This window comes from Paenibacillus sp. LjRoot153 (genome assembly GCF_964253085.1).
GTDB lineage: Bacteria > Bacillota > Bacilli > Paenibacillales > NBRC-103111 > Paenibacillus_E.
Genome location: NZ_CAXUQH020000001.1, coordinates 5,829,774 through 5,851,668, shown reverse-complemented (window position 1 = coordinate 5,851,668; position 21,895 = coordinate 5,829,774). Strand labels below are relative to the sequence as shown.

The window sequence follows — 21,895 nt, the reverse complement described above, 5'->3', positions numbered from 1 at the left end:
CATGATTCCAGCAACCTAATCATAAGATTAGCCATACGAAAGAAGTAAAAGGCTGTGAGGTGGTTGTGTGTTAGGATATGGCTATGAGACATTGGTTGAGGAGTTGAATCGTTTAGGCAAAATATATCCTTTTTTGCAAACGGTGTGTATCGGTCAAAGTACGATGGGAAGGGATATCCATGCGCTGCGTATCGGGCACGGTACGAAGGAGATCCATTTCAATGCAGCTATGCATGCGAATGAATGGATAACGGCTCCCTTGCTGATGCAATTTGTTGAAGACCTGGCATGTGCTTATGCAAGAGGGACGGCATGGCAGGGACGTAATGTTAGACGTATTTTGTCAGAGTATGCCTTATGGGTCGTGCCTATGGTCAATCCTGACGGAGTTGAGCTTGTTTTATATGGACTTCCCGAGGAACATCCGCATCGTGAAGCATTGTTGGCATGGAATAAAGGCTCCTTATCGTTTATTAATTGGAAGGCGAATATACGCGGAGTAGACCTCAATGATCAATTCCCTGCCCATTGGGAAGAAGAGAAGCTGCGAAGAGAACACGATGGACCAGGTGAGCGTGATTACGGCGGTGAAGCTCCGCTATCCGAACCGGAAGCCGCGGCATTAGCCGGGTTCACCGAGAGTCATGACTTCGAGCTTGTCATTGCCTTACATACACAGGGGAGAGAAATTTACTGGAATTACCGCGACTATGAACCAGCTGAAGCTGAGGCACTTGCAGAGAGATTGGCATTAGCCAGTAATTACGAGGCTGTGAAGCTTACGGGCAGTGACGCGGGATATAAGGATTGGTTCATTCAACACTTTCGGCGACCAGGCTTTACAGTCGAGGTGGGGTTAGGTGTAAATCCGCTGCCTGTTGAAACGTTTGCTTTACTTTATGAGGAGGTAGTCCCTATTTTATTGACTGCCCTCGAATTATAATCTTAAGACAAGTCACTTCAACTTGCTTGCGTTCGCCACGAACCGACTTTGCCCAGACTTCATATACTGAGGAAAGGAAGCTGTTGGGGAGGCGTGAACATGGCACCACCTAAAGGTAAAGGCAAAGTTGTTAAGAAGAAAAAGGAACTTTCATCTCGTGCACAATACACGATGAGGATAGTTGAATCTGCCACTTGTTCGGTGTGCAAAACACCTTGTGCAAGGGGAATGCGCTATCTAGATATGATGTCACAGCCTGGGGCTGTCGGCAGAGGTGTTCCGTGTATTTTGACACGTAGGAAAATTAACTAACCATGATCCGCCCCTTGGAGGGGGTGGATTTTTTTTGTTTTTAACTAGTCACAACAACCCCAGCTCCTGCGACTTCCTGCGCAACACCTGAAGCCCCCCACAACACAAGCAACATCCACAACACCTGTAACACCTGAAGCCACCGCAACGCCCGCAACACCCGCAGCACACACAACACCAACAACATCAACAACACCCACAACACCCACAACACCCGCAGCCCCCACAGCCCCCGCAACCACCTCCGGAACTCCTTGTAACACGCCGCTAGCCACGATTAGATGGATTATATGTAGCTAATTAGCTAGAATTTCGACTGAAATCACGAATAAATGGATTTTGTACAGCTAATTAGCTACGTTATTGCAGAGATGATCGGATGAGGCTAAATTAACTACCTATTTTCCAGCTAAATTGAATTCGCGGGTGGATTTCTCCAAAATAGCTGTAGAATTTCCAGTTAATTATGCTGCAACGACCAGCAACTACGAGCTAGCCAGATGTTTGCTCTTCTGATCCCCGTAGATCCCTCCTGAACAGGAGAAAAACTTTTATCGATATTCTTCGAGAATGCGCGGCCGTGTTTTGAATGTAGCCAACGCCAATAGGCATTTCTTTCATGAATCGCAAAGTTATAAATGCTTATGTGGTAAATAAAAAGCCCCACGAGATTATTCTCGCGGGGCCATTATGTGTATGAATTAATGATGTGGTGTGAGTAGTTTATCTGCTAAAGATTGTTTGAGCTTCTTCATTGCATCTGTCTCAAGTTTGTTGCTTTGGGCAAATTTCGTTCCAGTTAATGCAAGCGCTTCCTTGACTGTCATTTCAACACGAATAATTTCTTCGCCATGCGGAATTTGTAACATTTTCATCACTCCTATGTCAGCTTTTAAAAGCGAAAACCTTAATTCTACGCACTTTTAATATAACACATCATGTAAGGTTAAACAAGAGCAAAGCGAACCTATTTTTAAAATAATTAAAGGGGCTTGTCCGAGCGAATTAGCACCTACGCGAACAATCAGAGTGGGGAAAACCATCACCGTTCATCTGCAAGTATGCACAAAAAAGAACCGATCTCAACCATGAAGCACATGGCGATATCGGTTCTTTCATTCGCATTATTTTAACGGTAACAACGTAATTCCACGATTTCGGCATATGCAGAGCCATTCGTTGACGCAACAACGACACGCAGACGGTTCGTTGATACGGCGTTGTCTAAGACATGAACATGATGCCGAGTATGATTGTTAGTCGCCTCAACAACCGTTGTCCACGATTCACCAACCCAAGCTTGCACTTGATAATCCTTAACTAGCTCAGGGATGATTTCGAATTCAGTACGATGATGATGCAAATTAATGAGATCCTCATTGACGTCATCGTTGAAAGTTACATGCACTTCCCCGATGTTATGAGTTTCCGTCCAGCTGGCTTCGAGCCATTCCTCAGCACCACTGTCTCCCGCGGAAGACCACAGATGTGGACTGCCATAAGGCCGCTTGTGTCCATCAGCCGCTTTCTCAGCCGCAAAGGCGGAAGTAGGTGAGAGAAGTCGGAAACAGAATGGCTTCCGTTTAAAGCTATACGGACTCCAGTCGATCACAGGCTGATGATGGTGCATGTCTCCGAAGTCAGCGGTACTTGTCGTGACTGCATTTTTCTTAAATGAAAGTACACCCGATTGCGGACGATCCGATAAATGAACAGACAGAGATGGGTTGCTTTTGAGAATGATGAACGCATTCTGAGCATGCTCAGGCTCCCATTGCAACGCAGCTGTAACCCACTGCTTCATTCCCTCAGCTACAGGAACGACAACTGACGCAATAAGCGTATGAGGCACGTAATTCTGAGGCTTGCCTGTGTCCCATAGTTCGACAGTAAGCTCTGTAGCAGCAGTCGCATCGATTAATAGCTCTAAGCCATTAATAAACGGATCTACGGGCACTAGAAGCCCTGCAGGCGTCTCCAAAGGGTAAACACCAACCGACTGCTCCAAAGCCAGCTCTGTCAGCGTGCTGGAGGCCGTCAGCGTCGCGCTGCGAACAAGATCAGCCTCGTCGGTATTCACCACGCCGAGAATCGACGCATCCTGCCGCAGCAGCGTCTGCTGCAGCTCGTTCAAGTGCTCGCTGTGCAGCTCTCGCGGTGAGATCCCTTTGGCTGCGCACAGGGCTGCACCCGTACCCGCAGCTTCGCCAATGACAGCACATGTCGCCATGACACGTGTTGTCCCGAAAGCGACGTGGGACGCGCTGATATTGCGTCCACCCATGAGCATATTCGACACATTGGTCGAATAGAGGGAACGGAAAGGAATATGGTAAGAACCATCCATATGCATATGCTTGGAGCCACTGGCAGTTGAATACATGCCTTGCGGCGGATGTAAATCAATCGACCAGCCGCCGAAAGCGACGCGGTCCTCGAACAGCTCCTGGGCAATCACGTCATTTTGGTTCAGGACGTAATCCCCTACGAAACGGCGATATTCCCTTTTCCCTGGAATCGACCCGATCCATTCCAGGGTTAAATTGGCGCTGTCAAATTTCCCTGAATTTTTGATATAGTCCCAAATTCCATAGATAACGGAGGAAAGCTCATCGCGAATTCGCTCATTATCATGGACGGTGTCATGTTCACCGCCCCATTCAATCCACCAGTAAGCGCACCCATTATCGCCGCTGCGAATGACTCGCTTCATTGGTATAGACGTTTGTGTAATGTCTTTCGCAAAGCTTGGAGCGATATATTTCACGGGGCGCCCAGCATCTTTGGTGTAGAAAAGCAGCGTGCTTCCCAGTGTGATATCATCCGGCACGAGAGGCGCCCATTCTTCATTAAATTCATGCTGTGCTTCACGCCCGATACGGAACTTAGCACCTGCAAGGAAGCCAACTAGGCCGTCCCCCGTACAATCGAGGAAAACACGACTTTCGAAACGAATTCTTCGCTCCGAGCCCATCATCCAACCTGTGACAGCTTGAATGGTACGATTATTTTCATCTCCTGATGCATCAACTTCGTGCACATCGGTGTTGAGGAACAGCGTAATATTAGGCTCAGCTTTCACCTTCTCAAGGACAACCAAATCCCAGATATAAGGGTTGCCATCGATATTTCGATATTGATTCTCTACGAAAAGTTCCCCCATGATACCGGTTTCGCGGGCATTGCGATGGACACCATGGGAGGTAGCACCACATACCCACACACGTATTTCACTGCTTGCATTTCCGCCAAGAACAGGGCGATTTTGGACTAGTGAAACAGTTTGACCTAATCGAGCTGCAGCAACCGCTGCGCAAACACCAGCCAAGCCCCCGCCAACGACAGTGATATCAGATGTAACGATTTCATGTTTCATATTTGAGCACCTCACTAATAATAGAATATCTCTACCATGCATTTTAGAACACGTGATATCCTTTTAACATACAGTGAGTTACAATAAGCATACACTTTATTTCATAATAACGGAGCCTGTGACATGGTATATAGTGATCCTGCCTTGAAGCTTTTATCACATGTGTTTTGGCATCAGAAAAAAGAGTTTATGTTCGAGCGTGATAACTATTCTTGCTGGACTATTTTTGCAGTGGAGGAGGGGAGCTTCTTCTATGAAATTGGAGAGGAGCAGGGTGAGGCTAAGTTCGGAGATCTTGTGCTTTGCCCCCCTCGTACCGTGTTTCGTAGAAAAACGCTGGAGCCGCTGAGCTTCCACTTTATACAGTTTATTGGGGAGGCCCGTATCGAACATGATCCTAAGTGGCAGGGAAAGCTGTCATTACTTGATCTGCCTCGCTTAACATCTAGTTTTCGCTATTTGCGAACTTTGCAAGGGTGGGATGAAGAGAGCACACAGCATAAGCTGTACCTTGTGAATGATCTCTTGCGAATGGTACAAATGAATAGGTTGATCCAGGAGAGTCCCCCTGAAATCATCATGGATGAACAGATGGACCAAGCACGGAGTTTCCTCGCCGATCATGCTTACGGCAATCTTTCGATGTTGAATTTGGCTCAGAAACTAGCTCTGACGCCTGTTCAATTTACCCGTAGGTTTCGAAAAGCCTTCGGCCAAACACCTACAGAATTTATTAATGATTTGCGGTTAACACGAGCGAGGCATCTATTAGAAAGTACGACATTCACGTTGGACGTGATCGCGTCCCAATGCGGGTATGAAAATGGTTTTTATTTGAGTCGTGTGTTTACCAGCAAAATCGGCATTGCGCCCTCCATCTATCGCAGCATGCATCGGGTATAACGGCTGACGGCCAAAAGCAAAGGAGCTAAGCGAATTAATCCGCTTAGCTCCTCTTTTAATTGCCCGTATACGGCAGCTTTCCTTCGGTATATTCGTTCTCAGGCTTGCGGATCCAACGCTGTAAATATCCTTGCGTATGTAAGGCTTTGATCAAGATGATCAGCACTGGCGAGAGGATCACACCGGCGACCCCAAACAGGGACAGTGAAATAATCATAAACGCTAAGGTTGTAAATGCGGATACCCCTAAAGATTCACCTGTGATTTTAGGTTCCATAATTTGTCTGACGAGAATCACGACTAGGAGCAGTGCACTTAGCCATATCGCCAGCGTCGTATTGCCAACGATAAACAAGTAAATAATCCACGGGATGAATAAAGTGGAAACACCGAGCAATGGAAGGACATCGAAAATCGCTGACAAAAGCGCAATAGAGAATGCATTATTCACATTAAGTACGAGCAAGGCAATAAAGACTACTATGAAAGTTAATGTGATGAGCTTGGCTTGCGCTTTTATGTAAGATACGATCCCCTTCACGACATTTTCTTTTAGAAAAAAGAAGGCGGATTTGAACGTATTCGGTGTTTGCTCACTTGCAATACGTTTCCAAGATTCAATTTCGATGCTTAAGAAGTACGCGAGAATGATGCCGACGATGAAATTGAACATGAACGTGGAGAAGGAGGTCAGGGAAGCAACCAAGCCTGATAAAAAGGCGACGAGGAACGTAGAAGCCTTGCCGGCAAATTGGCCTGCATAATCTTTGGCTTTGCCAGTCACATCCTCGGGCAGGGCTTGGAATCGATCATTTAACTCAGCAATCCGATGAATAATCTGTTCATTGAAAACCGCTGCATAGTCATCGATTTTATCCACAAGGCTCATGATCTGACTAGTGAAAATGACGACTGCCCCAGCCAACGCACCTAGGATGATCAAGACGAAAACCAAGGTGGAAATGGCGGAGGCTAATGATTTGCTCATCCCTTTGCGATTCAAGAATCGAGCCAATGGCTCAATCATCATGAAAATAATCAAGGCCAAGAAGATTGGCGTGGCAATGGCGTACAAATAACTGAATAACAGCATGAATAAGTAGACGGTTAATGCGATGAGTCCGATGTCAAAAACCGTTCGCCAATATTTCTTGTAAAAAGAAAGCATCCCTTTTCCCCCAGATCGTTATTGTTCAGTTAAAATAATCGGTCCGTTACTTGTGATCGCAATTGTGTGCTCGTATTGTGCAGATAGGCTGCCATCGTACGTTCTAGCTGTCCACCCATCCTGGTCAACTTTGGAGTGATATTTACCAACATTAAGCATCGGTTCAATGGTGAAAACCATGCCTTCCTTGATTCGCGGCCCTTTGCCTGCAGGTCCATAATGCGGCACTTGAGGCTCTTCATGCATCTCGGAGCCAATTCCGTGACCGATGAAATCTCTAACAACGGAGAAGCCTTGCGACTCGGCATAAACTTGAATGGCATTGGCGACATCGCCGATCCGATTACCGACGACAGCTTTTTCAATACCTTTATATAAGGACTCCTTGGTAACTTTCAGGAGTTTCTCAGCAACAGGTGAAATATTGCCAACCGCGTAAGACCACGCGGAATCTGCTAACCACCCATCGATCCGAACAACCATGTCAATCGTAACGATGTCACCATCATTCAGTGGCTCTTTTTTCGGGAAACCATGGCAGATGACGTCATTAACCGATGCGCAGGTTGCGTAAGGGTAGCCGTGATACCCTTTTTGCTCAGGAGTAGCACCATGTTTGGCAAGAAAGCCTTCGACGAATTGGTCGATTTCCCACGAAGTAATGCCTGGGCGAATCATTTTCGCGATTTCTTTATGGCAATCGGCAAGGATTCGGCCAGCTTTCCCCATGGCTTCAATCTGTTCTTTGGATTTAATCGTAATCATCAAGTTCCTCTCCTCTTCGTGTATCCCTAATTGTTCATTATGTCCATTTTGCTGACCAAAGCTTCATCTCTCTAATAATTTGATGCAGATCCTGCCCTTTTGGTGTCAAGGTATACTCAACAGTAACAGGAACTGTAGGGAACGCCATACGCTCGAGAACCCCATGTTCTTCTAGATGGCGCAAAATATCCGTAAGGGATTTGGGACTGATGCCCGTAATTTGGCGCTGAAGCTCTCCGAAACGCTTCGTTCCACAAAATAATTCGCGAAGGACAAGAAATGCCCATTTACCGCCAATAACCTCCAAGGTTCGTTCGACGGAACACTCGATTTCTTTGGGGATTTTGGGAACATAATTGCTAAGTGGAGCGACTTTTTCATTTTCAAGAGTTGACATGAGATCGCTTCCTTTCATCAAAATCGTGTAGGGTACTTACTTCAAGGTTAGTAAGTTAACATTTTGTAATAAGGGATTATTACTCATACTACTATGTATTTTAAAGTTCCCTATGGAATTTGGCAATAGAAGGGCAGAATAGGACAAAGTTGATTTCATGCTCTAGATTCTTTACAATAGAGTTAAAATTAAAATTTATTGTTTCAGGAGATGTGTACATATGAATGTCAAAATTTCTCGCAATGCAGCAAAGGTACTTCAATTGGAGCTTAATAAAGAAGAAAACCAAGGTTTGTTGGTTCGCGTACAAGTGACGCATAAGCATGGTGATCATGCTCACTATGGTTTGGGTCTTGATGATAAAACAGCAAATGATGTCGTGGTTAACACGGACAAAGGAATCGATGTTTTGTTAGATCAATCAGAGCCGCTTCTAGACGGTATTCGAATTGACTACTTCTACACACCAGAGGAAGGCTTCATGATTACTAACCCAAGTAAGGGGAACCACGGAGACCACTAATGCGGAATGATATTCGCATTTGTGATAAATGCAAACACATGAAGGTGAAAACGGCGCTTGCCAAAATAAGTGCCATTGCACCGGACACGGAAGTCAAAGTTGCGTGCAAATCGTATTGCGGCCCATGTTCGAGATTCGCATTCATCTTTATTAATGGCCGTTACATTACGGGCGCAACGGAAGACGAAGCTATCGAGAAAGCAAAAAAATACGTGAAATGATAAAAAGCATCCGTCCAATGGACAGGATGCTTTTTTAGCATATATGAGCTGGAATTAGGCGTGAACTGCTGATTTCTCTAGCAGCTTACGAATTGCATGATCGATCTTATGTGGCTTCGTAGTCGGAGAGAAGCGTTTGATCACATTCCCATCTTGATCTATGAGGAATTTCGTGAAATTCCACTTGATGCCGGATCCGAATAGGCCAGACGCCTTGCTCTTCAAATAACGATACAACGGATGGGCTTCGGCGCCATTCACATCGATCTTGGCGAATAGCGGGAAATTAACACCGAAATTAAGCTGGCACGCCTGTTCCACTTGTGTGTTATCGCCTGGCTCTTGATCCTTGAATTGGTTGCAAGGGAAACCCAGTACACTAAAGCCTTGATCTTTATAGGTGTCGTGTAACTCTTGAAGCCCTTTGAATTGAGGAGCTAATCCACATTTCGTTGCTGTATTTACAATGAGCAGGACTTGGTTCTTGTAATCGGTAAGTGATTTGTCCTCACCGCGAATCGTCTTCACTTGAAATTGATGCACACTCATAGTGACACTACCTTCCGCAACTAATATTTCTCGCAATTTAATTGTACACAATTTTAATTGGGATGAAAAGCTATTTTTTTACCAAATCTTCTAACGCACCTGTGAGCCAAGGAAAGCGCCACTCAAAACCATGCTCTTGCAATACTCTAGGGATTACCTTTTGACCTTCCAGAAGCAGTACAGAAAGCTCGCCAAAAATCAACTTCATCATAAATGCGGGAACGGGGAAGAGATTGGGTCTTCGCATGGCAGACGCAATCTCGCGTCCCAATTGCTTGTTCGTTACCGGATTTGGAGCTGTGGCGTTTACGGGACCAACAATCGCGTCATTTTGAACGCAAAAATCAATCATTCTCACCATATCATCGATGTGAATCCACGAGTGCCACTGCTTGCCACTGCCCACTGTGCCGCCTACACCAAGCTTATAAGGAAGTGCCATCTTGGGGAACGCACCTTCTTTATTATCCAACACAAGTCCAACCCGCACCTTTACGATACGTGTTCCTTGGATAAGATCAGCTGCAGCTTCCCATTGCTTGACTACGCTTGCTAAGAAGTCAGTCTGTCGATAAGGACTCGTCTCGTCAAAAGTATCCGTCTCCGAAATACCGTAATACGACATGCCAGAAGCATTCACAACAACCTTAGGCTTTGGGTCTATTTTCGCGACTAGCTGGGCTACACGTTCAGCCGCTTGCAATCGGGATTGTACAATTCGAATCTTAGCCGCAGGCGTCCAGCGTTGACTGATGGATTCTCCCGCCAAATTTACAATGGCATCAGGTCCCTGAAGAAGATTAGAATTTGCCTCCAACTCATCCCAAGTTAACGTTCTAACACCATGCATCTGCTTTGAAGATGAGCGTGATATATTAATGAGTTCGTGACCTTGTCCCAACCAGTAAGTAATTAATCGTTTTCCAATAAACCCGCTGCCGCCTGTGATCGCTATTTTCATATTCAAGCACCTCCATATGCTTATTATAAATTCCTCACCCAATAAATACCATCTGAGAGAAAACGGTAGAGAAAGGTAAATATCTCAGTCTGAAATAACGACACAATTCGCTATTTTCGTGTATAATTGGAATTCAGTTGTTAATTAACCATAGGGTAATTCGTGTGTCAGCGAGAGGAGTCAGCGTCTATGAAACGTATACGTCAATTTTTTCAAGCCTATCATCCTATCGTACATACGCTTATCTTAGGTACGGTCATGGCTCGAGCTGCTTCTTCCATGAGTTTACCGTTCCTAGCCATCTATTTGGCGAAGCACTCAGATATGAGCCCAGGGCTCATTGGTATTGTGATTGGAATGGGTGCATTAGCTGGAACGTTCGGCGGTTTTATCGGCGGCACTTTATCAGACCGATTTGGACGTCGAGTGATTATGCTCGCAGCACTTTTCGGGTGGGGCTTTGTCTTCCTTGGCTTTGGAATCGTCAAACTACCAGTTCTGTTTATGCTGCTCAACATGCTGAATGGACTTTGCCGATCCTTCTATGAGCCCGTTTCGCAAGCCTTAATGGCAGATCTAACAGAGCCCTCCAAAAGGCGGCAGGTATTTTCACTTCGATACATGGCGATTAACGTCGGCGTAGCAGTCGGTCCACTGCTGGGAGCGTTCTTTGCGACAATGAACGGAGCCTTGCCATTTCTGCTCACAGGAATCATTTATTTAATCTATGGTAGTACACTCTACAGCCTTCTCATTAAGTTCGGGATTAAGAAAATTGAAGGTGAGAAGAAAGCAATCATTACTTTCCGTTCTGCGTTAGGCGTTATTCATAAGGATATGACCTTCCGTTTATACATTATCGGGGGGATTATTGGGGCAATTGGTTATTCACAGGTTATGGTGACGTTGTCTCAATACCTACAAAGGGATTTTGCTAATGGGGTCAAAATGTTTGCAATTCTCATGAGCGCCAATGCCATTGTCGTCATTGCAATGCAGATCCCTTTGGGGAAATGGGCTGAAAAGTATTCACCTCTAACAGCTATAATTGTTGGAAACTTAATGTTCGCATTAGGTGATATAGGATTTGCATTTTCACACTCTTTGACATGGTTGATTATTTCAATGGGGATTTTCACGTTTGGTGAGATTCTGAACTATCCAGCCGCGAATATGTTGATAGATAAGCTTGCTCCAGAGCATATGCGTGGAACGTACTATGGTGCTCAAACGTTAACAAACATCGGTCACTTTATGGGGCCATGGATTGGCGGCTTTATATTGGTTTCCTATGGCGGCAGTATGCTCTTTCTCGGTATAGCAATTTTATCCATGATTGGATCTATTTTCTATTGGAGAGGCACGAAACGTCAAAATACTGTGAAAATATCGTCGAAAATGCAAATATTTTGATGAATTCCGTAAAAATAGTTCCTCGGAACTATTCGATTTCAAATCGCCATCCCTTATCCTTGAGAGTATAACAAGTATTGTTTCGAAAGCTTCAACTAAAAGATTGTGCACTTCATCTCGACAAAGGCAAAGCTGGCGAAAGTCAGTGACGCAAAGCTACAGGGGCCTTACTTCTCCTGAAAAGGACAAGCAGCCAGCCAGCCGCCGAACGATTGGGAATTCACTTCAGAACCCCTCTAGTCGGTTCACTACGGTGGGGTTTTTTCTCTGTCATAGCGAAGCAAATGAATGAAATGGAATGATACGTACTAAGGAGGCCATAGCGGCATGAAATCGGAAGTTAAATTGCAGGAGGAACAGAAAGCAACATCGTTATGTGGTAACCATGTTGCACGTTTGGTGCCATCCACGGATGGACCTAAGCTTATGATTAACCGAGAAGAATATGCATTAAACGAAGCGTGTTGGGATGTTGAGATGTTTCACGGAAGAAACAATAGCATTCTGATTTTCTACTGGAAAGGCGAAGTCAAGCTTTCCGTGAAAATGCCTCCAATGGCTCAAATCGAAGGGTTTGTCACAAGACTTTTCCAATGTCTATCCTCCAAATTGAGAGTGGTTCACCCTATCTAGGTGAATCGCTCTTTTTTTTCGCATTCGCTCATTGTCACCAATTGACACTAGCTGATATAATATGACCATCACATTCGTAGTTCTTAAGGACTATATTAAAGGGGATGCATGGCATGAGATTGATCACACGTTCCGATTTCGATGGTTTAGTATGCGCGATGCTCTTCAAACAATTAAACATGGTGGATGAAATGAAATTTGTTCATCCCAAGGATATGCAGGACGGCTTAATTGAGGTTACTGAGAATGATATTCTGGCTAATGTGCCCTATGTCGCAGGATGTGGTTTATGGTTCGATCATCACTCCAGTGAACTCACACGGATGGGGGAAGAAGTAACGTTTAAAGGAGAAACTCGGCTTGCCCCAAGCGCTGCGCGGGTTGTCTATGATTACTATGGTGGAAAAGAAACCTTCGGCGATATCGACGATATTATGCTAGGTGTAGATAAGGCGGACTCTGCGCAATTTAGCAAAGAGGATATTTTGAATCCGAGCGGTTGGGATTTGCTTTCGTTTATCATGGACGCTCGAACAGGGTTAGGTCGATATCGGGATTATCGAATTAGCAACTATCAGTTGATGGAGGATCTAGTTGAGCATTGTGCAACGAAATCCGTCAGCGAAATCATGGAGCTGCCCGATGTGAAAGAGCGTGTAGTTCGTTACTTTGAACTGGATGCGCTATACCGAGACATGTTGCAAACCTATACACGGGTAGAGGGGAATGTCGTCATTACGGATCTTCGCGATGTGGAGACCATCTATCCAGGGAATCGTTTCATGGTCTATGCTCTCTATCCGGAGCAAAACACCTCCATTTGGATTGTTGACGGTCGAAATAAACAAAACTGCGTATTCGCTTGTGGGCACAGCATCGTCAATCGCACCGCACAAACAAACATTGGCGATTTGATGCTTCAAAATGGTGGAGGCGGGCATCATGCTGCAGGGACTTGCCAAGTAGACTATGCACAAGCCGACGAGATTTTGCACAAAATCGTTGAAACGATGCAAGCAGCAGGGTAAAATAAGAGGACAAGCCGCAGCAGGGGAGCAGCCCAGCGTGCGGTTTTTCTTTGTAAGGAGGTCGTATTCAATGGAATTAAAACAGATGCATCATGTTGCAATTATTTGTTCGAATTACGAGCTATCGAAGCATTTCTATGTTGATTTACTCGGACTCACCGTCATTCATGAGACATATCGCGCTGAAAGAGACTCGTACAAATTGGATTTACGAATTGGGGATACCGCGCAGGAAATTGAATTGTTTTCTTTTCCAAACCCACCACTACGTGTGAATCAACCTGAAGCGAGGGGGCTACGTCATCTAGCCTTCGTTGTTGCTAGTATGGAGCAAAGTGTACAAGAGTTAGAAAGCAAAGGAATTACAGTTGAGCCGGTGCGGATTGATCCGATTACGGGGAATCTTTACACGTTTTTCGCGGATCCTGATGGACTGCCGTTGGAATTGGTGGAGATTGTTGAATAGTTGAAATAAGAAATAAGAAAAATTCTCCTATTACAAACCGCAGAGCGATTATTCGAATGGATGGCGTGCAATTAGATAGCGGCAATAGAACGAAAGATTCTGATCGCTTAATAGCGTATTTTTAATAAGCGCTCTTGTCTATTTGGGTGCTGGTATTGCAGAGATGGCGTAACTATTGCGAAGAAAACAGCGCTAACGGACAACAGCGCTGCTATTGCCCATATATTCGCGTCGTTTCGTGTCTAACGGACATCAGAGATCTTATTTGTCCATTTCGGGGGCAAATACCCTCCCGAATCGGGGAATAGCTACACTGGTGTCCGTTAGCATTCTGAACCGGCGATGTTTCGCCGAATAAGGGCTTATGTGACCGTTAGCTTGGTATTGGGAAACGGGAAACCTACGTGTGAGCAATCCAAAAACAGCGGCAGGCAAGACGTAAAGTCTCGCTGCCGCTGTTTCATTTATCTGTGTGCTATGTGTCTTATCTGCGTGGAGGCAGAGGACCTAGATACTGGAACAAATTACATTCGATCCGACCGTTAAAAAGCTTACGCTTCTTGTCGGCGCGGCGGTTCATATAATGCTCGAGCTGTGTGCTCGGGCTTAGGATGAACAAGCTCCACGAAGGCATCGGCCGCGTAAGTGCGCCGAGTTCGCGCAGCGCAAGCTCGACATCCGGTGCTTCACCAAGACGCTCGCCATACGGCGGGTTGGTGATCAAGCAGCCATAGTCGCCGCGCGGGCGCGCTTTGGCGATGGGCTCGACCTTCAGCTGGAACTGCTTCGTCAGTCCAGCTGCCTTGGCGGCCGCCTCTGCCACTTCGATGGCAGCAGGATCGATATCGCTGCCGACGATGTGCAGCGGCACGTTGTCTTTCACCGCGTCGAAGGCTTCGTCGCGGGCTTTGTCCCACAGCTTGCGGGGAATGTTCCCCCAAGCTTCACTTGGGAAGCTGCGCCGCAGGCCTGGCGCGATGTTCCAACCGATCATCGCGGCTTCGATCGGGATGGTTCCCGACCCGCAGAACGGGTCGTAGAGCGGCCGGTCGACGTTCCAGCGGCTTAGCAGGATCATAGCTGCCGCCATGGTTTCCTTCAGCGGCGCTTCGGTCACGAGTTTGCGGTAGCCGCGCTTGTGCAAGCTTGGTCCGGTCGTGTCAATCGTTAGCGTAGCGATATCGTTCAGAAGCGCGACTTCAATCACGTAGCGCGCTCCGTTCTCGGGGAACCATTCGGTACCGTATCGTTGTTTCAGCTTCTCAACAACAGCTTTCTTGGCGATCCCTTGGCAAGCGGGGACGCTGGATAATTGTGACTTATGGGAACGCCCCTCGACAGGGAATTCGGCATCGTTCGGGATCCAGTCTGGCCAAGCGAGAGCTTTGGTGCCTTCGAAAAGTTCATCGAAGGTTGTTGCTTTGAATTGCCCCATTAGTACGAGGACGCGATCTGCTGTACGCAGCCAAAGATTGGTGCGACAGATGGCCAATTCGTCACCAAAGAAACGGACCCGTCCATTCTCGACGGTCAATTCCTCATAGCCGAGATCACGGATTTCGCGGGCAACGATAGCCTCAAGTCCCATTGGACAAGTGGCGATTAGTTCAATTTTTTGTGGCATAGGTATAGTCCTTCCATCCGGGTTGTACAACGCTCAGAAAACTCATACAATTAACAAGTATAGGACAAATAGGTTACACTTACAAACGGGTATTGCAAAGAACCTGCGAATGATGCGAATTTAGGAGGACAAATACATGGAAACGGTCACTGCGGAAAGCTATATGGAAGGTCTATATGAAGAAGATGCCGTATTAACACGAGTGAAAGAAGTCATTGTTTCTCACAACATGCCTGAGATTTCGATCGCTCCAGGATATGGCAGATTGTTAACAATGCTGGTTACGATGATTGGTGCAAAGCGAGTATTGGAAATTGGTGCGTTAGGCGGGTACAGTGGCATTTGTTTAGCGAGAGGGTTAAAAGATGGCGGCAAGCTCATTTCGCTAGAGCTGAAACAAGATTTCGCGGATGTGGCGAAACGCAACGTGACCGACGCCGGTCTTGGCGATTTCGTGGAGTATCGGATTGGCGAAGCACTTGATCACTTGAATGAGCTGCTGGAGCGGGGCGAGCGCTTCGATTTCTTCTTTATTGACGCGGATAAAGTGAATTATCCGAACTATTTGGAGCTCGCGATCAAGCTGGCGAATCCAGGCGCAATCATTGCTGGTGATAACACGCTGATGCGCGGCAAAGTTGTTGATGAGAAGCAAACGAAGGCATCGGTTCAAGCGATGCGAACGTTTAATCAGCGGATTGCGACGGATGAGAGGCTGGAAAGCACAATACTTCCGGCGTATGATGGATTGGCTTTAGCTCGCGTGAAATAGAACAAATGAGAAAAAGAGCGATTCGCTGCTAGCAGCTGATCGCTCTTTCGTCATGTTAGGACGCTTTATCCTTCGTATGTAAATCAGAATCGATCCTTTTCGTATCTTTCATTTGTGGTTGAATTTGAGTTAATGGTGTCTGAGGTTGCTTGGCAGGGGCGAGGTGAGTTGTTGTACGTTGTTTCTTGAAACTCATTGTGCTTAGGCTGTTCCAGTAGATAAACAAACATTCGGCACAAATGATAATCAGTATGATTTTACGCCAATTTAGCTTCATTCAGATAAGCCTCACTTTCCATCATACACCTATATTAGCATGTAGTGGAATTAATTTCCATAAGTTTTATCCATGGGTAAAATCTTTTCGTATTCGCTAGGTTTGTCGAATAAATGGAAAAAACATCCATCAAATTTTCGGGATTTTTGCGGATTGTTTAGATTAGATGGAAAAAGCACATGTAAATTCCCCATTTTCCGAGAAAAAGAATGAATGACTCAAAATTAGCTACTTAAAATCCAGTTATTTGAGCAAATGTGTGTTTTGAACTGATATAACTAGATATTTTCCATTTATCTTGTTGGGAGGTGGGGAGAGAGGTCTAGGTGGGAGCACTAACTTAATCACTCAAATGCACCAATCCCGTCGTGATTTCCAACTCGTACCGTCGGGTATCTGGCATCTGAGCCTCGTACGCCATCTGTACAGCTCGCTTAATATCATAAGGCACTCGTACGAATTGCAGCGCAAACCCAGCTTGAACCGCAGGATCAGCTTCTCCCTCGATCACGCAGTAGCACGCCTGAGGTATGCCGTCGTAGGGAACGCCCACACTGCCCACATTGAACAGTATCAGCCCGCTGCGCTCCCCATCACTCGCTTGCTGCTCCCCCGTACTTGTGCTCTGCTTCCCCAGCCCCGCACTCCGCTTCTCATCGCCCGCACTCTGCGCTCCTTCGCACACACTCCGCACCCCCACACTTCCACTCTTCTCCGAGGGATTGCTAAGCGTCAACATATAAGGGATATGAATATCCCCATAACCGACAATATCCGGCTCAGTCCCATCGGAGGGGATTCCAGTCATATCTGTATGTTCAAACATCGCTAATCGCTCCTTCTTAGAAGCTTCGCGCTTCAATCGGTGAAAGACGCTCTGAGCTGATGCGTGGAACAATCGTATATGCTTCCCGCTGAGCATTACATCGATCGAGAAGGGGAGCTGCTTCAAATAGGCTAGCCGCTCATCACCAAGCGATTGCTGCTGCCAGATACCTGCGGGAAGTTCCTGCAGCATCGTAATGCCGAGATCCCAGTTGCCTTGCACGACGGCTTCACAGGTTTGCTCGATAAGGTCGACAACCTCTGCCGAGCTTGGCCCCTTGCCAACAAGATCGCCTAGACAGAAGATACGTGTGATGCCTCTGCGCGCAATATCGTGAAGTACAGCTTCTAAAGCAGGTAGGTTTCCATGAATATCTGAAATAATGGCGATTTTCTCCAAGTAACCTGTTTCCTTTCTGTTCCAATGTAATGCTTCTGTTATACCACAAGCTAGACAATCTGAAAATGTGAGTCACTCCCTATTACCCAACGCTGTCGACTTCTGTTATAATTTGTAGGGGGAAAGGGGAATGTTTGAATTGGAATCCAGACAAGAACGTCACGGTAAATCGAAAAAAGAATCAAATCCGAGCAAAAAGCCTTCACTTAAAGTTTTAGGTGGCTTCACAGTTGCAGCGATTGCTTGTTTTGCCATTGGAATCGGGGCTTCTTATTTGTCCTCCAATAATAATAATGGGGAAGAAGAGGGAGCGGCTTCAACACCAATGGCTGTTATTTCACCTAAACCATCGACCTCTACTTCGAATGGAAATTCGACTGTGCAGGTAAGTCCCAGAGCTTCTACCGTCGTTACCCCGACACCAACACCAACAGCTAATGCAACAGCGGTACAGCAAGTAGGAACTGGCACACAAGTGAAGTTAACTTTTGTGGGTGATGTAATTATGGCCTCCAAAGTGGAAGATATTCTTAAGCAAAAAGGCTATGATTACCCGTACACGCAAGTGAAAGACTTCTTAACCAAAGCTGATTTTACAATTGCAAATTTGGAATCGCCGATAACGACTAGAGGCAGCGTTCAGAGCAAAGAGTACGTGTATCGTTCTGCGCCTGAGGCATTGCCCCCGCTTAAGCAAGCAGGTGTTGACATTGTTAACCTAGCCAATAACCACATCATGGATTATGGATCAGAAGGCTTGTTAGATACGATGCAAGCGTTGGATCAAGAGGGAATTAAGCGAGTGGGAGCCGGTAAGGATAATTCAGAAGCCTACCAACCACTAATCGTTGAAAAAGATGGCATGAAGATTGCTGTTTTTGGTTTCAGTCGTGTCGTTCCAGAAGCTTCTTGGAAAGCTGCACCTGGTCATCCTGGCGTTGCCGAAACGTATAACTATAAGCCGCCTGTTGAAGCCATTGAGAAAGCCAAAGCAGCAGCTGATCTAGTTGTAGTTGTGGCTCATTGGGGCGTAGAACGCGATGACAATCCGGATAAAAATCAGAAGGAGCTCGCACATCGTTACATTGATGCTGGGGCAGATCTTGTTATAGGCGGACATCCGCATGTCCTGCAAGGCTTTGAACAATACAAAGGCAAATGGATAGCCTATAGTTTAGGCAACTTCATCTTCACGACGAATGACACCCCGAAAACGTGGGAAACCGTCATCTTGGAAGCGGCTTGTACGAAGGACAAATCCTGCAATATTCATCTGGTGCCGATTTTGACCAAATCAGCCTTGCCTACTCCGATGAATGAGGAAGATGGAGCTAAACTATTTCAACGATTAAGCAAAATTTCAATAGGTGCGCAAGTGGATCAGCAAGGCAATGTGAATAAGAAATAGAAGAGGAGTTCATCTAACATGACAGCAACGATCCGAAATATATATTGCGTTGGACGAAACTATCGCGCACATGCTGCAGAACTTGGGAACGACGTCCCTGATCAACCGATGATTTTCACGAAGCCTACTCATGCGTTAGTACATATGGATGGAGGCGAACTCTCACTCCCTAGTGATCAAGGTGAGATCCATTATGAAGCGGAACTTGTCTTACATATTGCGAAGCCGTACACGGAGGGCATGAAAGTCGATGAGATCGTTGATCAATATGCGCTTGGGATTGATTTTACTCTCCGTGATGTGCAGAACGTGATTAAGAAAAAAGGGCAGCCATGGCTGCCTGCCAAAGGGTTCCTGAAGTCAGCGCCAATCACAGCTTTCCGACCTTTTCCTGGGGTATCCGAATTAACGAAATCGAACTTCCAGCTACGTCAGAACGGGCAAATGGTTCAGGACGGGAACATTTCTCTTATGATTTTCGATCTTCAAACCATTATCGAATATATTGCGAAGCATTATGGGTTAGGCCCTGGCGACATCATATTCACAGGGACGCCTGAAGGCGTGGGCCCAGTCCAAGACGGCGACCGATTAGAGCTGCACTGGGGAGAAGAACAATTTGGAGCTTTTTCCATTCACTTATAGCATAAAAGGGCAGTCTCCAAGGTCACGTCGACCTTAGAGAACTGCCCTTTTTCATCGGTATTCTATGTATTCGTTGGACTGGCTAAGGCTTCATCCGAGTATTGCTCTCTTACACGGAGAATAGCGGGTAATTGTTTGAAGAAGGCATCAACCACATCAGGGTCGAAATGCTCTCCGTGTTCCTCCTGAAACAATTGGAGAATACGATCGAGCTCCCAAGCCTTCTTGTAGACGCGATCACTGCCAAGTGCATCGAAGACATCAGCTATGGCTGTTATGCGACCGTAAATATGGATTTCCTCACCTTTAATACCGCGCGGGTACCCGCGACCATTCCATTTCTCATGATGCTCATAAGCAACAACCGCGGCGGTTTTGAGAATATGGCGGGTCGAATTTCGAAGCAAATTATAGCCGATCAGCGTATGATTTTGCATGAGTTTGAACTCGTCTTCGGTTAGCTTGCCAGGCTTATTAAGAACCGCATCAGGGATCGCTACCTTGCCAATATCATGCATGGGTGATGCCATTTTCAACAGTTCAGCCTCATCTTGACTCATACCCAACTCAAGCGCTAGTAAATAAGAATACTCAGCAACACGCTTCACGTGATTACCAGTTTCCTTAGAACGACTTTCTCCAATTTCCCCCATTCGGAAAATAATTTCTTTCTGCGTTTCCTCAATTTCCATTGTTAGGAGAGCAGACTCCAGTGATTTTCCAGCATACGAGGAGGCCAATGTTAAATATTCCATATCTTTGTCGGAGAATTGCTCACTAGCCGTTAGCTTATTAATAGCTTGATAAGCCCCCATGATCTCACCTTGGCTATTACGAAAGGGAATTACCATTAAGGCTTTCGTGCGATAACCCGTTTGTTGATCCGTACGGATGGCGCCATTTTCCAGATAAGATTTGTATTCCTCATTGGTATAAGCATCATGAATAAAGACAGCTTGATCATTCGTCACAGCATAGCCGACTAGACCAGCAGTGCTTGGGATCCTAATTTCATCAAGACCATGAGCAACTTTAGACCATAGCTCATTCTTTTGTGTATCGAGCAGCCAGACGGTACAACGATCGGAGACAATCATCTCACGACCCATATCCGCCATCAGCATAAGTACGTTATCAAGAAGCCGTTCGTTCGCAATCTTGGAAGCATAGTCGAAAATGACACGCAGCATTTCTTCGGGTTCTAGGTCTCTTTTGAAACGGGAATTGGTAGTGAAGTGATCTTGCTCCATGTCAGCCTCCTATCGCTTATCACTTTTATAGTATCATAAAATAGGCTATTTATGGTTAACAATTTGCAGAAACAACCGAAAAATGTCGAATTAATTTTACAAATCGCAACAATAATAAAGCGTCTTGGTAGAATGTGATACAATATACATATTAAAATTGGGCTCAGAAATTGAAATGAAAAGGGAGAATCCTATATATGCTGATTATGCCGATAGTCTATGGATTCATAGGAAGCGTGATGATTGCAGGCGCAGCTTACTGGAAGAAATCCTTATCTATAACTGGTCTAATGGCAGCGGTACTGCTGGGAACGACGATGTATGCGTGTGGGAGTCTAGTGTGGTTCGGTACACTTATCGCGTTCTTCATCTCATCTAGCTTGCTATCGAAGCTTAAGCATCAGCGTAAGGCTGCAGCTGAAAGTGGCTATGCCAAAGGTAGTAGACGTGATGCAGGCCAAGTTGCCGCTAATGGGGGACTAGGTTTGTTACTTTGTATCGGAAATGCGATCTGGCCAGATCCTGTCTGGTGGTATATTTACATAGGTGTTATGGCAACAGTGAATGCCGATACGTGGGCAACAGAAATTGGCGGGTTGAGTAAGTCGATCCCTCGGTCTATCGTGAATGGGAAGCGGGTTGCTGCGGGAACTTCAGGGGGAATTACAGGCTTAGGGTTAGTAGCTTCCTTGCTGGGCGGGGCGTTTATCGGACTTGTAGGGGGCATTTTCAATCAAATTGGGGTGACACATGAGTTCAATAGTTCAATCATTATTTTAGTCTCGCTTGGTGCAATTGCCGGCTTAGGTGGATCTCTCGTGGATTCTTGGCTCGGGGCGACGCTGCAGGTGATGTTTCATTGTGAGGTTTGCGGTAAAACGATTGAGAAGCAGGAGCATTGCTCTCAGAAAGCTAAGCAAATTCGAGGTCTACGAGGGATGAATAATGATGTGGTAAACGCAGCTTCCTCATTAATCGGAGGGGTAATATGCTTCTACCTGAGCACCTTACCTCTCTGATGGTTGTTTTTCAGTAC

The 21,895-nt window shown here is 46.0% G+C and carries 25 protein-coding genes and 1 riboswitch; of the genes, 13 read left to right on the top strand and 12 right to left on the bottom strand.

The annotated features are described in order from the left end of the window. Window positions 1-67: 67 nt before the first annotated feature. Together ACSQ8P_RS25245 and ACSQ8P_RS25240 are read left to right on the top strand one after the other, a co-directional pair. Window positions 68-943: a M14 family metallopeptidase gene (locus tag ACSQ8P_RS25245; RefSeq protein WP_436237702.1), complete on the top strand. Its 876-nt coding sequence runs from the start codon at window positions 68-70 to the stop codon at window positions 941-943. 99 nt (window positions 944-1,042) lie between these two features. After that, window positions 1,043-1,255, top strand: a complete 213-nt coding sequence (locus tag ACSQ8P_RS25240; RefSeq protein ID WP_056616437.1) for a hypothetical protein — start codon at window positions 1,043-1,045, stop codon at window positions 1,253-1,255. 44 nt (window positions 1,256-1,299) lie between these two features. Here ACSQ8P_RS25240 and ACSQ8P_RS25235 read toward each other — a convergent pair whose 3' ends face one another. From ACSQ8P_RS25235 to ACSQ8P_RS25225, 3 genes are all read right to left on the bottom strand, one after another. Continuing rightward, on the bottom strand, window positions 1,300-1,497 hold the full coding sequence (locus ACSQ8P_RS25235; protein WP_436237701.1) for a hypothetical protein: 198 nt from the start codon (window positions 1,495-1,497) through the stop codon (window positions 1,300-1,302). 459 nt (window positions 1,498-1,956) lie between these two features. After that, complete coding sequence (locus ACSQ8P_RS25230; protein ID WP_162259690.1) at window positions 1,957-2,124, bottom strand: hypothetical protein; 168 nt, start codon at window positions 2,122-2,124, stop codon at window positions 1,957-1,959. Between the two features lie 260 nt (window positions 2,125-2,384). Next, entirely contained in the window at window positions 2,385-4,631 is a 2,247-nt protein-coding gene (locus ACSQ8P_RS25225) for an FAD-dependent oxidoreductase (RefSeq protein ID WP_436237700.1), read from the bottom strand. 123 nt (window positions 4,632-4,754) lie between these two features. Here ACSQ8P_RS25225 and ACSQ8P_RS25220 point away from each other — a divergent pair, with 123 nt between their 5' ends. Beyond that, a complete protein-coding gene (locus ACSQ8P_RS25220; RefSeq protein ID WP_436237699.1) occupies window positions 4,755-5,534 on the top strand; it encodes a helix-turn-helix domain-containing protein in 780 nt (259 codons plus the stop codon). Window positions 5,535-5,589: 55 nt separating this feature from the next. On the opposite strand, the gene ytvI is transcribed toward ACSQ8P_RS25220, so the two are convergent. The 3 genes from ytvI to ACSQ8P_RS25205 are packed head-to-tail and all read right to left on the bottom strand — an operon-like array spanning window position 5,590 to window position 7,864. After that, window positions 5,590-6,702, bottom strand: coding sequence for a sporulation integral membrane protein YtvI (ytvI, locus tag ACSQ8P_RS25215; RefSeq protein WP_436237698.1), 1,113 nt, complete (start codon window positions 6,700-6,702; stop codon window positions 5,590-5,592). 18 nt (window positions 6,703-6,720) lie between these two features. Beyond that, window positions 6,721-7,467 (bottom strand): type I methionyl aminopeptidase, encoded by a 747-nt coding sequence (gene map / locus ACSQ8P_RS25210; protein ID WP_436237697.1) that lies wholly within the window; start codon window positions 7,465-7,467, stop codon window positions 6,721-6,723. 37 nt (window positions 7,468-7,504) lie between these two features. Further along, the gene (locus ACSQ8P_RS25205; protein WP_056616422.1) at window positions 7,505-7,864 is read right to left on the bottom strand and encodes a winged helix-turn-helix transcriptional regulator; all 360 of its coding nucleotides are present in this window, start codon (window positions 7,862-7,864) and stop codon (window positions 7,505-7,507) included. A 220-nt stretch (window positions 7,865-8,084) separates the two neighbouring features. Between ACSQ8P_RS25205 and ACSQ8P_RS25200 the strand changes: the two genes are divergently transcribed. Together ACSQ8P_RS25200 and ACSQ8P_RS25195 are read left to right on the top strand one after the other, a co-directional pair. Then, window positions 8,085-8,387, top strand: a complete 303-nt coding sequence (locus ACSQ8P_RS25200) for a HesB/IscA family protein (RefSeq protein WP_436237696.1) — start codon at window positions 8,085-8,087, stop codon at window positions 8,385-8,387. After that, window positions 8,387-8,608 (top strand): DUF1450 domain-containing protein, encoded by a 222-nt coding sequence (locus ACSQ8P_RS25195; protein WP_436237695.1) that lies wholly within the window; start codon window positions 8,387-8,389, stop codon window positions 8,606-8,608. Before ACSQ8P_RS25200 ends, ACSQ8P_RS25195 begins: the two co-directional genes overlap by 1 nt. A 54-nt stretch (window positions 8,609-8,662) precedes the next feature. On the opposite strand, the gene ACSQ8P_RS25190 is transcribed toward ACSQ8P_RS25195, so the two are convergent. Both ACSQ8P_RS25190 and ACSQ8P_RS25185 read right to left on the bottom strand, forming a co-directional pair. Beyond that, on the bottom strand, window positions 8,663-9,157 hold the full coding sequence (locus ACSQ8P_RS25190; RefSeq protein WP_436237694.1) for a glutathione peroxidase: 495 nt from the start codon (window positions 9,155-9,157) through the stop codon (window positions 8,663-8,665). Window positions 9,158-9,227: 70 nt separating this feature from the next. After that, entirely contained in the window at window positions 9,228-10,118 is an 891-nt protein-coding gene (locus tag ACSQ8P_RS25185) for a TIGR01777 family oxidoreductase (RefSeq protein WP_436237693.1), read from the bottom strand. Between the two features lie 189 nt (window positions 10,119-10,307). On the opposite strand from ACSQ8P_RS25185, the gene ACSQ8P_RS25180 reads away from it, so the two are divergent. The 4 genes from ACSQ8P_RS25180 (at window position 10,308) to gloA2 (ending at window position 13,658) form a co-directional block, all read left to right on the top strand. Beyond that, window positions 10,308-11,531, top strand: coding sequence for an MDR family MFS transporter (locus tag ACSQ8P_RS25180; protein WP_436237692.1), 1,224 nt, complete (start codon window positions 10,308-10,310; stop codon window positions 11,529-11,531). A 115-nt stretch (window positions 11,532-11,646) separates the two neighbouring features. After that, window positions 11,647-11,740, top strand: a riboswitch (cyclic di-GMP riboswitch). 118 nt (window positions 11,741-11,858) lie between these two features. Continuing rightward, on the top strand, window positions 11,859-12,164 hold the full coding sequence (locus tag ACSQ8P_RS25175; RefSeq protein ID WP_436237691.1) for a hypothetical protein: 306 nt from the start codon (window positions 11,859-11,861) through the stop codon (window positions 12,162-12,164). A 113-nt stretch (window positions 12,165-12,277) separates the two neighbouring features. Further along, window positions 12,278-13,192: an exopolyphosphatase gene (locus ACSQ8P_RS25170; RefSeq protein WP_436237690.1), complete on the top strand. Its 915-nt coding sequence runs from the start codon at window positions 12,278-12,280 to the stop codon at window positions 13,190-13,192. A 70-nt stretch (window positions 13,193-13,262) separates the two neighbouring features. Continuing rightward, a complete protein-coding gene (gene gloA2, locus ACSQ8P_RS25165) occupies window positions 13,263-13,658 on the top strand; it encodes an SMU1112c/YaeR family gloxylase I-like metalloprotein (protein WP_436237689.1) in 396 nt (131 codons plus the stop codon). A 484-nt stretch (window positions 13,659-14,142) separates the two neighbouring features. Here the strand turns inward: gloA2 and ACSQ8P_RS25160 are convergent, their stop codons facing one another. Beyond that, entirely contained in the window at window positions 14,143-15,282 is a 1,140-nt protein-coding gene (locus ACSQ8P_RS25160) for a THUMP domain-containing class I SAM-dependent RNA methyltransferase (RefSeq protein ID WP_057310626.1), read from the bottom strand. A 136-nt stretch (window positions 15,283-15,418) separates the two neighbouring features. Between ACSQ8P_RS25160 and ACSQ8P_RS25155 the strand changes: the two genes are divergently transcribed. Then, window positions 15,419-16,054 (top strand): O-methyltransferase, encoded by a 636-nt coding sequence (locus ACSQ8P_RS25155; RefSeq protein WP_436237688.1) that lies wholly within the window; start codon window positions 15,419-15,421, stop codon window positions 16,052-16,054. 55 nt (window positions 16,055-16,109) lie between these two features. Here ACSQ8P_RS25155 and ACSQ8P_RS25150 read toward each other — a convergent pair whose 3' ends face one another. Both ACSQ8P_RS25150 and ACSQ8P_RS25145 read right to left on the bottom strand, forming a co-directional pair. Next, a complete protein-coding gene (locus ACSQ8P_RS25150; RefSeq protein WP_436237687.1) occupies window positions 16,110-16,331 on the bottom strand; it encodes a hypothetical protein in 222 nt (73 codons plus the stop codon). 340 nt (window positions 16,332-16,671) lie between these two features. Further along, window positions 16,672-17,556, bottom strand: coding sequence for a metallophosphoesterase family protein (locus ACSQ8P_RS25145; RefSeq protein ID WP_436237686.1), 885 nt, complete (start codon window positions 17,554-17,556; stop codon window positions 16,672-16,674). A 130-nt stretch (window positions 17,557-17,686) separates the two neighbouring features. Here ACSQ8P_RS25145 and ACSQ8P_RS25140 point away from each other — a divergent pair, with 130 nt between their 5' ends. Both ACSQ8P_RS25140 and ACSQ8P_RS25135 read left to right on the top strand, forming a co-directional pair. Further along, window positions 17,687-18,964: a CapA family protein gene (locus ACSQ8P_RS25140; protein ID WP_436237685.1), complete on the top strand. Its 1,278-nt coding sequence runs from the start codon at window positions 17,687-17,689 to the stop codon at window positions 18,962-18,964. Window positions 18,965-18,982: 18 nt separating this feature from the next. Next, window positions 18,983-19,609 (top strand): fumarylacetoacetate hydrolase family protein, encoded by a 627-nt coding sequence (locus ACSQ8P_RS25135; RefSeq protein WP_436237684.1) that lies wholly within the window; start codon window positions 18,983-18,985, stop codon window positions 19,607-19,609. A gap of 62 nt (window positions 19,610-19,671) precedes the next feature. Here ACSQ8P_RS25135 and ACSQ8P_RS25130 read toward each other — a convergent pair whose 3' ends face one another. After that, complete coding sequence (locus tag ACSQ8P_RS25130) at window positions 19,672-20,859, bottom strand: HD domain-containing phosphohydrolase (RefSeq protein WP_436237683.1); 1,188 nt, start codon at window positions 20,857-20,859, stop codon at window positions 19,672-19,674. A gap of 206 nt (window positions 20,860-21,065) precedes the next feature. On the opposite strand from ACSQ8P_RS25130, the gene ACSQ8P_RS25125 reads away from it, so the two are divergent. Beyond that, window positions 21,066-21,878 (top strand): DUF92 domain-containing protein, encoded by an 813-nt coding sequence (locus ACSQ8P_RS25125; protein WP_436239599.1) that lies wholly within the window; start codon window positions 21,066-21,068, stop codon window positions 21,876-21,878. The last annotated feature ends 17 nt before the right edge of the window (window positions 21,879-21,895 follow it).